Origin of the sequence: Goekera deserti, assembly GCF_010685995.1 — a bacterium.
Lineage (GTDB): Bacteria > Actinomycetota > Actinomycetes > Mycobacteriales > Geodermatophilaceae > Goekera > Goekera deserti.
The window spans coordinates 119,097-131,342 of the sequence record NZ_JAAGWK010000010.1 but is presented as its reverse complement, the minus strand read 5'-3'; the positions used below and the strand labels follow the sequence as shown (position 1 = coordinate 131,342).

Genomic DNA, 12,246 nt, shown 5'->3' with positions numbered 1-12,246 from the left:
CTGCCCTAGGAGCGCCCGTGCGCAGCACCACGAACAAGGCCGGCCTCGTCGCCGGTGCCCTGCTCGCCAGCATCGTCCTGTCCGCGTGCGGGAGCGACGAGGAGAGCTCGGCCGCTGCCGGGCCCTCCGGTGAGGTGGGCGCGACCGACCTGGCAGCCGCCGGCTGCCCGGACACCGTCGTCGTGCAGACCGACTGGAACCCGGAGAGCGAGCACGGCGGGCTCTACGAGTCCCTCGGCGAGGACTACGTGGTGGACGCCGACACCAAGACCGTCAGCGGCACGCTGATCGACTCGGCCGGCGACAGCACCGGGGTGAAACTGGAGATCCGGGCGGGTGGCCCGGCGATCGGGTTCCAGACGGTCACCGCCCAGATGTACGCCGACGACTCGATCGACATGGGCTACATCGCCACCGACGAGGCGATCCAGAACTCCGCCGAGCAGCCGACGACGGCGGTCCTGGCACCGCTGGAGAAGTCGCCCACCATGATCATGTGGGACCCGTCGACCTACCCCGACGTGCAGTCGATCGCCGACCTGAAGGGCACCGGTGCGACCGTCCGGTACTTCGAGGGCTCGGCCTACATGGCCTACCTGACCGGCGCCGGCATCCTCGACCCCGGCCAGGTGGACGGCAGCTACGACGGCACCCCGGCCGGCTTCGTCGCCGCCGAGGGCAAGGCCGCCCAGCAGGGCTTCGCCTCGGCCGAGCCCTACATCTACGAGAACGAGGTGGACAGCTGGGGCAAGCCGGTCGACTACCAGCTCGTCTACGACGCGGGCTTCCAGCCCTACCAGTCGTCGATGTCGGTGCGCACCGAGGACCTGGAGGGCATGTCGGAGTGCCTGACGGCGCTCGTCCCGGTCATGCAGCAGGCCGACGTCGACTACCTGGCCGACCCGACCCGGGTCAACGCGATCATCCTGGAACTGGTCGAGCAGTACGACACCGGCTGGGTGTACACGCAGGGCGTGGCCGACTACTCGGTGCAGACCCAGGCCGAGCTCGGCCTGGTCGGCAACGGGCCCGACGACACCCACGGCAACATGGACGAGGCCCGGGTGCAGACCCTCATCGACCAGACGACGCCGATCTTCACCGAGCAGGGCACCGCTCCCGCGGACGGCATCACCCCCGCGGACCTGGTCACCAACGAGTTCATCGACATGTCGATCAGCGTGGCCGGCTGACGGCCACGCCGGGCGCCCGGGCGCCGGCGCGACGGAGCACCACCGACGCCGCATTGCGGCCGGAGGCGCCCCAGACGCCAGCGCCCGGGAAGGTGCCGGCCCCGGTGAGGAACAGCCCGCGCACCGGGGTCTCGTACCGGGTCAGCTCCCGGTCCCGGCCGACCAGCGCCGCCAGCGGCCCACCACCGAAGGACGGCGCGTAGCCGCGGGCCATGGAGAAGTCGCGCTCGTAGTCCTCCGGGGTCATCACCCGCCAGCGGCGCACGCCGTCGAGGAAGCCCGAGGCCACCTGCCCGGCGTAGGCGTCCAGCCAGCGCTTCGGCTCCGCCGAGTCGGCCCACCCACCGGGCAGCGCGTACGGCGTCCACAGCACCTCCAGGGAGAAGACGTGGTCCGCCCCCACCCGCATCGTCGGGTCGAGCACCGACGGTGTGTTGACCAGCAGCATCGGCCGGTCCGCGACCTGACCGGAGGGCAGCAGGGCGTGCGCGGCGCTGATCTCGGCGAGACCGGGCGACACGGTCGTGGTCGGCACGTTCTGGTCGAAGGCGCCCACCCGGGCCAGCAGCGCGTCGTCCACCTGGGGCAGTTGCGGCAGCGTCCCGACGACGGCGTCCAGCTTGGACTCGTAGCCCTCCGGTGACGGCCGGCGGGTCCAGCGGCCCACCATCGCCCGGGCCCGGGTGGGCAGCGCGCCCGCCGGGGCCGGGGTGAGCCAGTCGACCAGTGCCTCCCGCGGGTCGACCGCGCACACCACGGTGCCGGCCTCGACGAGCTCGCCGGTGGCCAGCCGCACGCCGCGCACGGCCTCGCCCTCCACGACGAGGCCGGTCACGCGGGTGCCGGTGCGCACCCGGCCACCGGCCGCCTCGAACGCGGACGTGAGTGCCGCGGGCAGCGCGCCGCTGCCGCCGACCGGGCGGCCGATGCCGACCAGGTGCCGCATCGCCATGCCGGTGGCGCCCAGCCCGGTGCCCGGGGTGCCGTGGGTGACGCCCCAGACCGCCGGCCCGGTGGCGAAGGCCCCGGCGATGAGCGAGTCGTCGGTGAAGTAGCGGCCCAGCACCTCACCGACGCTGCGCCGGCTCCAGTCCAGCAGCCGGGGGAGTGCCGCGGCGCGGCGGTCGGCGAGCCGCCGGAGCACCGAGCCCGGCGTGGGCGGGGCCGAGGTCAGCTCGGTCAGCAGCCGGGCCACCGGCGTCGCGTGGGCCAGGTAGCGCCGGTAGCCGTCCACCTGGTCGGGGTGGGTGTGCGCCAGGCCGGCGAGGGTGCGCTCGACGTCGCGGAACTGCACGAAGGGCGCGCTGCCGGTGTCCCAGCCGACCTGCAGTGCCTGCGGGTCGACCTCCAGGTAGCGCAGCCCGTGGGCGGCGAGGTCGAGGTCCTCGGCGATCGAGGTGGTGCGCACCATGGTGTGGTCGCAGTTGCAGATGTTGACGCGGGCGCCGTCCAGGGCGTCCACCGTGGAGGCGCAGCCGCCGGTGGTGTCCCGCGCCTCCAGCACCAGCACGTCCAGCCCGGCCCGGGCGAGGTACGCCGCGCACACCAGCCCGTTGTGCCCGCCACCGACGACGACGACGTCTGCCCTGCTCAGGTCCGTCACCACCGCAGCCTGACGGCCGGGCGTGACGGCCGGGTCACACCGCCGTGTCCGGCACCGCACACCCGCACACGGCCGTGGCCACGCCGGCGACTGCCGACGTGGCCACGGGTCGTGCTGCGGGCTGCTGCCCGGGGGTCAGCAGGCGCTGACGAGCGTCCAGGTGTCGGGCGCGGTCTGACGCAGGGAGACGACGTTGAACGAGCTCTCCCGGCCGAGGCGGTTACGGCTGCCCAGGGCGTAGGCCTGGCCGAACACCGCGGTGGCGCGCCCGGCCTCGACGTGGTCGCTGGTGTCGTCGCGGACGCAGGTGCCGGTGGCCGGCGGGGTGACCGGCGGCGTGGTGGGCGTGGTCGGGTCGGTGGGCGTGGGCGTGGGCGTGGGCGTGGGCGTGGTCGGCGCGGTGCCGGCCTTGACCAGCCCGGCGGCGAAGGTGGCGGCCTGGGTGACCGCGCCGTTGCTGCCGTAGCTCAGGTGCGAGCCGGAGCCGGTCTTGGGCTGGCTGCCGCAGACGGGGTCGGTCTGGTTGCAGTAGTCCTTGGACCGGGGCCCGTAGACGGTGCTGGAGCTGGCGATCGTGGCCCCGCCCGTGAGACCCAGCGGGTTGCCGAACGCGACGACGGCGGACACGCGGTCGGACAGGTTGGCCGGGATGGCCGCGCCGGCGCCGCCCAGGGCGATCTGGATGCCGACGGTCTTGTCGATGACCGTCCCACCCTGGGAGTAGCCGCCGAGCACGAAGCGGGTGTTCGGGCAGGCGGCCGCGGTCTGGGTGATGTAGTTGACCGCGTCCCTGGACCCGGCGCCCGCGCTGGTCTGGGTGATGTCGGCGGCGTAGACGACCGCGTAGCTGGCCACGGTGTACCCGGTCAGCTGGCTGCGCAGCGCGCTGACGAAGGGGGTGCCCAGCGTGCCGAGGCCCTGGGGCTCGGTGGAGCCGCGGGCGAAGACGACGTCGATGTCGGCGCAGGGGGTGGCGGCGGAGGCGCTGGCCTGGGTGGCGACGATCGCACCGGTGGTGGCCAGGACGGTGAGGCTGAGTCCGGCGAGGACTCGACTGACGAGGGAGGGCAGTTGCATGGGAGTCCGATCTCGATCTTGGGCCCGGACCGGTACCGGACCCCATGGCACTGACCGCCGGCCGGCGCACAGCGCGCGCCGATCGTGCACACGGCGCGGTCATGCGGACAAGACAACGGGAGGTGATCATCGGGCATCCGCGGCGTGTCGTTATCTGCAACCAACTATCACGCCAACATGAGTGACGCAGCGTGAGGCGTCGGGTCGGGGCCGGAGGAGCCGCCCCAGCGTCGCCGCACGCGGCTCTGAGCTGCCCGTTCCGGTCACGGAGCGGTGCGACGGCCCAACAGGGACGCCAGCTCCCGGGTGACGGAGGTCTCGTCCCGGGTCAGCAACCGGCCGTCCCGCACCACCACCCGACCGGCCACCACCACGTGCCGGGGACGCCGTCCCGGAGCTGCCCACAGCAGTCCGGCGACCGGGTCGGCGACCCCGGCGTCGGCCACCCCGGTCACGTCCCAGCAGACGAGGTCGGCGGCCGCGCCCAGCTCGATCCGGCCCAGGTCGGCCCGGCCGAGCCCGTCGGCCGAGCCGCGGCCGGCCCAGTCCAGCACCTCGCGCGCCGCGACCGGGCGGCCGACCAGCGGCGCCACCTGCATCGCCAACCGTGCGTCGGCCAGCAGGTGCCCGGCGTCGTTGGACCCACCCCCGCTGGTGCCCAGACCCACGGCCACGCCGGCGTCGGACAGGGCGGCCATCGGCGCCACGCCCCAGCCCATCGGCAGGTCGCACCCCGGCGCGTGGGTGGCGCTCGCCCCGCTGCCGGCGACCCGGGCCAGCTCCGCGTCGGTGATCGCGCACAGGTGGGCCAGGGTCACGTCCGGCGCCAGCCAGCCCCATTCGTCCAGCAGCTCCAGCGGCCGCCGGCCGTACCGCTGCCCGGCCGCCACCACGTCGACCTGCTCGTTGGCCTGGGTGCGCCGGCGCAACCCGTGCCGGGCGGCCACCTCGCCGAGCAGGCGGAAGGTCTCCGGGGAGTCGCTGTGCACGCCGGCGGGGCCGACCGCCACCTGCAACATCCCGTCCGCGGTGACCCCGCCGGCCGGTGCCCCGCCGTCGCGGGCCGGCAGCAGGGCCGCCACGACCGCCTCGGCGGAGGCGGCCGCGGTGCCGGGGTCGTCCCCCGCGCTGCCGCGGACGAACACCACCCGCGCGCCGAGGTCGCGGGCCGCGGCGGCCACCGCGGAGGCCAGCTCGACGCCGTCCCCGGTGCCGGCCGGCCAGGTCAGGTGGTGGTCGGCCACCGTGGTCACGCCGCACAGCAGGGCCTCGGCCAGCCCGGCGGACGCCGCCGCGTGGGCGAGCTCGCCGTCCACCCCGGTGGCGCGGTAGGCCGCGGCCATGGCCGGCAGCCACTGCGCCATCGGGACGCCGCGGGTGCCGGGCAGGGTGCGGAAGGCGGTCTGCAGCAGGTGGGCGTGCGCGTTGACCAGGCCGGCGGTCACCACGCAGCCGCTCGCGTCCAGCACCTCACCGGGCGGCTGCGGTGTGGCGCCCAGGTCGACGACCCGGCCGTCGGCGCAGGTGACCGCGACGCCGTCGCGCTCCCCGCTGGTGGTCCGGACGACGAGGGCCCCTGCGACGGTCAGCACGCCGGCGACCCTGGCAGCCCCGTGTTACGGCCGGGTGCGCGCCGACCGGTGCGGCCCGGGCCGGTCTCGACCTGCCGGATCGGCCGCACCGGCCTAGCGTGACCTCCGTCACTTACCGAGCGCAGAGGGGCGCTGTCGAGATGAACGCACTGGTGATCAGGAGTGCCGTGGTGGCCGGCCTCGGCGGCCTGCTGTTCGGCTTCGACACCGCGGTGATCTCCGGGACCACCGAGGACCTGGAACGGGTCTACGGCATCGACGGGTTCATGCTCGGCTTCACCGTCGCGACCGCGCTGATCGGCACGATCGTCGGCGCGCTCGTCGCCGGCCGCCCGGTCGACCGCTACGGCCGGAAGAAGGTGCTCTTCGCGATCGGCGTCCTGTACTTCGTCGGCGCGATCGGCAGCGGCGTGGTCACCTCGCTGCCGCTGTTCATGGCCTTCCGCTTCCTCGGCGGGATCGGGGTCGGCGTGGCGTCGGTGGTGGCGCCGATCTACACCGCCGAGATCGCCCCGCCCCGGCACCGCGGCCGGCTGGTCGGCCTGGTGCAGTTCAACATCGTGCTCGGCATCCTGCTGGCGTACCTGTCGAACGTGGCGATCGCCGCGCTGCTTCCGGCGGACGTGGCCTGGCGGTGGATGTTCATCGTCATGGCGGCGCCGGCCGCGGTGTTCTTCCTGCTGTTGTCCACCACCCCGGAGACGCCCCGCTGGCTGCTCTCGGTGGGCCGGCGGGAGGAGGGCGTCGCGGTGATGTCCCGGCTGACCGCCGACCCGGCGGAGGCCGCGGTGCAGGTGCGCGAGATCGACGAGGAGCTGGGCCGGGGTGCGGGTCTGGCGCAGGCGCCGTTCTTCGTCCGGGAGAACCGCAAGGTGATCATGCTGGCCGTGGCCATCGCGGCCTTCAACCAGCTGTCCGGGATCAACGCGATCCTGTACTACGCCCCCGACGTGTTCCGGATGGCCGGGGCCGGCGACAGCGCAGCCGGCCTGCAGAGCGTCGTCGTCGGTCTGGTGAACCTGGTCGCCACGATGGCGGCGCTGACGGTGATCGACCGGATCGGCCGCCGGAAGCTGATGCTCATCGGCTCGATCGGCTACCTGGTCAGCCTCGGCGGCCTGGCCGCGGTGTTCTTCGTCTACGACGGTCAGTTCTCCGGGACCTCCAGCGTCCTGGTGCTCGGCGGCCTGGTCGTCTTCATCGCCGCGCACGCCTTCGGTCAGGGGGCGGTCATCTGGGTCTTCATCTCCGAGATCTTCCCCAGCCGGATCCGGGGCCGGGGCCAGTCGCTGGGCAGCTTGACGCACTGGGTGTTCGCCGCCGTCGTCTCCTGGTCCTTCCCGGGGATCGCCGCCGTGCTCGGCGGTGGCGCTGCGTTCTCGCTGTTCTTCGTCTGCATGGTCGGCCAGCTGGTGTGGGTGCTGCGGGTCATGCCGGAGACCAAGGGCGTGCCGCTGGAGGAGATGGAGGCGGCGCTCGGCATCGAGCTCACCCCGGAGGACGTCGCGCCAAGCGCCGCCCGCGCACACTGACCTGCCCGCCGCCGCCCGGCCGACACGGCGGCGACACGGGACGGACACACCGGCGCCCTAGCGTCCGCCGGCGTGACCGTGCGCCTGCTCACCGAGTTGTCCGCCCCCGCCATCACCGCAGCACTCGGCCCCGACTCGGTGCTCGTGCTGCCGACCGGGGCGATCGAGCAGCACGGACCGCACCTGCCGGTGGCCACCGACCTGATCGCCGCGCAGAGCCTCGCCGAGCGCGTCGTCGAGCAGTTCGGCGAGGAGCTCGACCTGTGGCTGCTGCCGCCGCTGGCGTACACCAAGAGCAACGAGCACGCCTGGTCCGGTGGCACCTTCTGGCTCTCGGCGGCCACGCTGCTCGCCGTGCTGGACGACCTCGGCCGCTGCGTGGCGAAGACGCCGGCGCGCCGGCTGGCCTTCCTCAACGGCCACGGCGGGAACTCCGCGCTGCTGCAGGTCGCCGCCCGCGACCTCCGGCTGGCACACGGGCTGCGCACCTTCACGCTGCACCCCGGGGTGCCCGCCGACCAGGGCGGGGAGAGCCCGGTCGAGGAGCTCGGCATGGGCGTGCACGGCGGGCTGGAGGAGACCTCGCTGATGCTGCACCTGCGCCCGGACCTGGTCGACATGTCCGCCGCCGACCGCTGGGTGCCCGAACACCTGGACGACTACCGGCACGTGCGCTTCGGCGGCTCGGTCAGCTTCGGCTGGACGTCGGACGACTTCGGCCCGTCCGGTGTGATCGGCGACGCCACCGGGGCCACCGCCGAGCGCGGCGAGCAGCGCGCGAAGGCCATGGTCGCCCACCTCGGTGAGGCCTTCGCCGAGGTCGCCCGCTTCGACCCCAGCCCGCGCCCGTGACCGGCCGGCTGGGCGGCCGCCGGGTGGTGGTGACCGGCGGCGCCCGGGGCATCGGGGCGGCGATCGTCGCGACGTTCGCCGCCGAGGGGGCGCGGGTCGCCGTGCTGGACCGGCTGGCCGAGGACGCCGAGCGGGTGGCCGAGGCCGCCGGCGGGCGCGCGTACGCCGTCGACCTGGCCGACGTGCGGGCCACCCGGGACGTCACCGAGAAGGCGGTCGCCGACCTCGGCGGCGTGGACGTGCTGGTCAACAACGCCGGCGTGCTGCGCTTCGGTTCCCTGCTGGAGCTGGAGCCCGCCGAGTGGGACGAGGTGTTCGCGGTCAACGTGCGCGCCATGCTGGTGACGACCCAGGTCGTGGCCCGCGCGATGATCGCCGCCCGCACGCCGTCGGCGGACTCCATCGGCAAGGTGGTCAACATGGCGAGCATGGGCGGCAAGGCCGGGGGAGCGGGGCAGGCGCACTACGCCGCGTCCAAGGCCGCGGTCATCGGGCTCACCCGCGCGTCGGCCGAGGAGCTGGGCCCGCACGGCATCACCGTCAACTGCATCTGCCCCGGCTACGTGCTCACCGAGATGGGCGCCGGCACCCGCACCGCCGCCGACGTCGCCCGCTGGTCGGCCCGCTCGCCGCTGGGCCGGCTCGCCGAACCGGCCGACGTCGCCCGCGCCGCGCTCTTCCTCGCCTCCTCCGACGCCGACTACCTCACCGGCGACGCCCTCAACGTCACCGGCGGCATGGTCACGCACTGAACCGGCCCACCGCCCGGACCCGGGCTCAGGCCCAGGCCGGGCCCGCGGCGAGGTCGGGGACGGTGGCCTCGACCGCGGGGTCCAGGGTGCCGAACGCCTCGACGGTGACCGCCCGCCGCGCGCCGGTGACCCTCCACGTCGCCACCGCCACGCCCCCCACGACGACGGTCGGGCGGAAGACGCCGTTGTTGCCGGGCACGATGCGGGCGGCGTGCTCGGCCGGCACGGTGCAGCTGCGGTCGGCGTAGCCCAGCACCAGCTCGTCGAACCCGGGCAGCAGCAGCACCCGCTGCGCGTCGGCGCGGTGCGCGGCGAGCAGCTCCGGCGTCGCGGGGTCCAGCCAGTGCTCGGTGCCGTCGACGGTCGTCGACTCCAGCCGGTCGCGGACCAGCGCCAGCCCGGCCCGGGCGTCGCGCACGGTCAACCCGGCCCAGCGCACCAGGTCGGGGACGGTCGCCGGGCCGTGGCCGGCGAGGTAGCGCCACGCCAGCTCGCCGAGGGCCTCCTCCCGCTCCGGCCGGCGCGCCCCGGGCAGCCACTCCTCGAGCAGCACGAACTGCTGCTCGGTGCCGTCGGTGGGCCCCAGCACCAGCGTCCCGGTCTGGGAGAGGAACCACAGCGTGTGGTAGCCCCGCGGGCCGTCGACCAGCGCGCCCGCCTCGCCGAGCGCGGCGAGCAGGTCGGGGCGGGACAGCCGGCGCCGCCCGGACAGCAGCCCGACCGCGAGCTCCCGGGAACGCTCCAGGTCCGCGACGGTCAGCTGCACGACCTCCCGGCGCTTCTCCACCCCGCTCAGCGCCCGGGCGGTGAGCAGCTCCAGCAGCCAGGGCAGGTCGTCGCCGGCCACCAGGTGCAGCGTGCCGCGCATCGGCCACGACCGGACGACGTCCCCGGCGTCCATCGCCGCACGGACGCCGGCCCGGCTGCCGTCGGTGGTGCGCAGCGCGACCGCGCTCAGCGCCCCGGGCAGCTCCTGGCCCTGCACGCACAGCGACCAGCGGACCGCGTCGGCCGGGGTGGCGTGCCGGGGCCCGGCCAGCCGCTGGGCGGCGATCCGGAGCAGGCTGATCTCGGTGGCGCTGGTCACCTGGTCACTGTGGCACGGGGTGCTGACGCATTCTCTACCAGAGTGGTGTGGTTCAGTGGTGCCGTGCCACGCCAGGAGCTGACCCGCCGCCGGGTCGTCGACTTCTCGCTCGTGTGCACCTGTGCCTGTCCGCGCTGAGCCACCGCTCCCGCCCGACCGCACGCCCCCGACCGCACGTCGCGTCCGCACGCCCCGACCGCGGGTCGTCGACCGCACGCACCGGCCCGGGCAGCGACCACCCCTGCCCGGGCCGCCCGAGCACACGTCCGTCCCCTGTCCCTCCGGCACGAGGAGTCCACCGATGAGCGCACCGAACACCCCCGACGACGAGCTGCAGGCCTCGAAGTTCGCCTACTGGGTCCCCAACGTCAGTGGTGGCCTGGTCACCTCCACCATCGAGCAGCGCACCGACTGGGGCTTCGACTACAACAGGAAGCTGGCGCGGACCGCCGAGGCCGTCGGCTTCGAGTACGCGCTGTCCCAGGTTCGCTACATGGCCAGCTACGGCGCGGAGTTCCAGCACGAGTCGACGTCGTTCTCCCTCGGCCTGCTGCTGGCCACCGAGCGGCTGAAGGTGATCGCCGCCGTGCACCCCGGCATGTGGCAGCCCGGCGTGCTGGCCAAGCTCGGCGCCACCGCCGACCACATGTCCGGCGGCCGGTTCGCCGTCAACGTCGTCTCCGGGTGGTTCAAGGGCGAGTTCACCGCCATGGGCGAGCCGTGGCTGGAGCACGACGAGCGCTACCGCCGCAGCGAGGAGTTCATCACCGCGCTGAAGGGCATCTGGACCGAGGAGGGCTACACGCTCGGCGGCGACTTCTACCGGTTCCGCGACTTCGACCTCAAGCCCAAGCCGCTGTCCTCACCGGGCCGCCCGCACCCCGAGGTGTTCCAGGGCGGCAACTCCACCGCCGCCCGGCAGATGGCCGGCCGGGTCTCCGACTGGTACTTCAGCAACGGCAAGGACCTCGCCGGCATCGACGAGCAGATCCGTGACGTCCGCGCGGTCGCCGACCCGCTGGGACGCCGGGTCCGCTTCGGGCTCAACGGCTTCGTCATCGCCCGCGACACCGAGGCCGAGGCGCACGAGACGCTGCGCGAGATCGTCGCCAAGGCGAACAGGCCCGCCGTCGAGGGCTTCCGGGACGCCGTGCAGCAGGCCGGCAACTCGACCGGGGACGGGAAGGGCATGTGGGCCGACTCCTCCTTCGAGGACCTGGTGCAGTACAACGACGGCTTCCGGACCAACCTCATCGGGACGCCGGAGCAGATCGCCGAGCGGATCGTGGAGTTCCGCCGCCACGGCGTCGACCTCTTCCTCTGCGGGTTCCTGCACTTCCAGGAGGAGATCGAGTACTTCGGCGCCCGCGTGCTGCCGGTGGTGCGCGAGCTGGAGGCGGCCGCCGGGTTCGCGCCCACCGAGTTCGCCCCCGCGACGGCGGCCCGCTGACGTCGACCCGCTGGACGGGTTACCGTCCTGCGCATGATGAGCCTGCGCCGACAGCGTCTCGTGGCCGGCGTCATCGTGGTGGCGCTGGTGCTGGGGGCGCTGTCGGTGCTGCTCTCCTACCTCTGACCGCGTGATCGAGGGCGGGGGTCGCGCGGTGGGCAGCTCGGCAGCGCTGGAGATCGACGTCGACGGGCTGACCGTGCGGCTGTCCAACCCCGACCGGGTCTACTTCCCGGCCCGCGGGGAGACCAAGCTGGACCTGCTGCAGTACTACCTGTCCGTCGGCGACGGCATCGTCACCGCGCTGCGCGAGCGGCCGTGCATGCTGCACCGCTTCCCGACCGGCGTGGCGGGGGAGAAGGTGCACCAGAAGCGGGTGCCCGCCGGGGCACCGCCCTGGCTGGAGACGGTGCGGGTGCACTTCCCGCGCTGGAACCGCACCGCCGACGAGCTCTGCGTCACCCACCTGGCGCACGTGGCCTGGGCGGTCCAGATGTCGACGGTGGAGTTCCACCCGTGGAACAGCCGCCGGGCCGACGTCGAGCTGCCCGACGAGTGGCGGATCGACCTGGACCCGATGCCCGACGCCGACTGGGCCACCGTGCGCCGGGTCGCCGGGGTGGTGCAGGAGGTGCTCGACGAGCTCGGCGCCGTCGGCTTCCCGAAGACCTCCGGTGGGCGCGGCCTGCACGTCTACGTGCGCGTCCCGCCGGTGCCGTTCGCCGACGTCCGCCGGGCAGCGCTCGCCTTCGCCCGGGAGGTCGAGCGGCGCACCGACGACGTCACCACGGCCTGGTGGCGCAGGGACCGCGACCCGCGGGCGGTCTTCGTCGACTACAACCAGAACGCCCGCGACCACACCATCGCCGCTGCCTACTCGGTGCGCGGCAACGCCGAGGGCACCGTGTCGACGCCGGTCACGTGGGCCGAGATCGCCGACGCCGAGCCGGGCGACTTCACCATCGCGACGGTGCCCGAGCGCTTCGCCCGGCTCGGTGACCTGCACGCCGGGATCGACGCCGCCGTCTTCGACCCGGCCCCGCTGCTGGCGTGGTCCGACCGCGACGCCGCCGCCGGCGTCGAGACACCACCCGAGCCCGAGGCCTGA

General features: G+C 74.2%; 10 protein-coding genes. 6 read left to right on the top strand and 4 right to left on the bottom strand.

The window, feature by feature from the left end:
- Positions 1–17: 17 nt before the first annotated feature.
- Positions 18–1,193 carry a substrate-binding domain-containing protein gene (locus G1H19_RS07915; RefSeq protein WP_162392718.1) on the top strand — a complete coding sequence of 392 codons (1,176 nt, stop codon included), beginning with the start codon at positions 18–20 and terminating at the stop codon, positions 1,191–1,193.
- Here the strand turns inward: G1H19_RS07915 and G1H19_RS07910 are convergent.
- From G1H19_RS07910 to G1H19_RS07900, 3 genes are all read right to left on the bottom strand, one after another.
- The gene (locus tag G1H19_RS07910; RefSeq protein ID WP_174278002.1) at positions 1,177–2,796 is read right to left on the bottom strand and encodes a phytoene desaturase family protein; all 1,620 of its coding nucleotides are present in this window, start codon (positions 2,794–2,796) and stop codon (positions 1,177–1,179) included. The two genes, G1H19_RS07915 and G1H19_RS07910, sit on opposite strands and share 17 nt — an antisense overlap.
- 135 nt (positions 2,797–2,931) lie before the next feature.
- Positions 2,932–3,873 (bottom strand): cutinase family protein, encoded by a 942-nt coding sequence (locus G1H19_RS07905; RefSeq protein ID WP_202925856.1) that lies wholly within the window; start codon positions 3,871–3,873, stop codon positions 2,932–2,934.
- A 263-nt stretch (positions 3,874–4,136) separates the two neighbouring features.
- Positions 4,137–5,465, bottom strand: a complete 1,329-nt coding sequence (locus G1H19_RS07900; RefSeq protein WP_162392717.1) for an amidohydrolase family protein — start codon at positions 5,463–5,465, stop codon at positions 4,137–4,139.
- Between the two features lie 140 nt (positions 5,466–5,605).
- Between G1H19_RS07900 and G1H19_RS07895 the strand changes: the two genes are divergently transcribed.
- From G1H19_RS07895 to G1H19_RS07885, 3 genes are all read left to right on the top strand, one after another.
- On the top strand, positions 5,606–6,997 hold the full coding sequence (locus tag G1H19_RS07895; RefSeq protein ID WP_152729825.1) for a sugar porter family MFS transporter: 1,392 nt from the start codon (positions 5,606–5,608) through the stop codon (positions 6,995–6,997).
- Between the two features lie 72 nt (positions 6,998–7,069).
- Entirely contained in the window at positions 7,070–7,849 is a 780-nt protein-coding gene (locus tag G1H19_RS07890; RefSeq protein ID WP_162392716.1) for a creatininase family protein, read from the top strand.
- Positions 7,846–8,601: an SDR family NAD(P)-dependent oxidoreductase gene (locus G1H19_RS07885; RefSeq protein ID WP_235928057.1), complete on the top strand. Its 756-nt coding sequence runs from the start codon at positions 7,846–7,848 to the stop codon at positions 8,599–8,601. The genes G1H19_RS07890 and G1H19_RS07885 overlap by 4 nt, the downstream gene beginning before the upstream one ends.
- A gap of 25 nt (positions 8,602–8,626) precedes the next feature.
- On the opposite strand, the gene G1H19_RS07880 is transcribed toward G1H19_RS07885, so the two are convergent.
- Complete coding sequence (locus G1H19_RS07880; protein WP_162392715.1) at positions 8,627–9,688, bottom strand: winged helix DNA-binding domain-containing protein; 1,062 nt, start codon at positions 9,686–9,688, stop codon at positions 8,627–8,629.
- 301 nt (positions 9,689–9,989) lie between these two features.
- Between G1H19_RS07880 and sfnG the strand changes: the two genes are divergently transcribed.
- Together sfnG and ligD are read left to right on the top strand one after the other, a co-directional pair.
- The gene (sfnG, locus tag G1H19_RS07875) at positions 9,990–11,138 is read left to right on the top strand and encodes a dimethylsulfone monooxygenase SfnG (RefSeq protein WP_152729824.1); all 1,149 of its coding nucleotides are present in this window, start codon (positions 9,990–9,992) and stop codon (positions 11,136–11,138) included.
- Between the two features lie 154 nt (positions 11,139–11,292).
- Complete coding sequence (ligD, locus tag G1H19_RS07870) at positions 11,293–12,246, top strand: non-homologous end-joining DNA ligase (RefSeq protein WP_162392714.1); 954 nt, start codon at positions 11,293–11,295, stop codon at positions 12,244–12,246.

What these genes read in the sequence shown, in the direction of transcription:
- G1H19_RS07905 (WP_202925856.1), bottom strand. Translation starts at nt 3,873, where the DNA reads ATGCAACTGCCCTCCCTCGTCAGTCGAGTCCTCGCCGGACTCAGCCTC.
- G1H19_RS07895 (WP_152729825.1), top strand. Translation starts at nt 5,606, where the DNA reads ATGAACGCACTGGTGATCAGGAGTGCCGTGGTGGCCGGCCTCGGCGGC.
- sfnG (WP_152729824.1), top strand. Translation starts at nt 9,990, where the DNA reads ATGAGCGCACCGAACACCCCCGACGACGAGCTGCAGGCCTCGAAGTTC.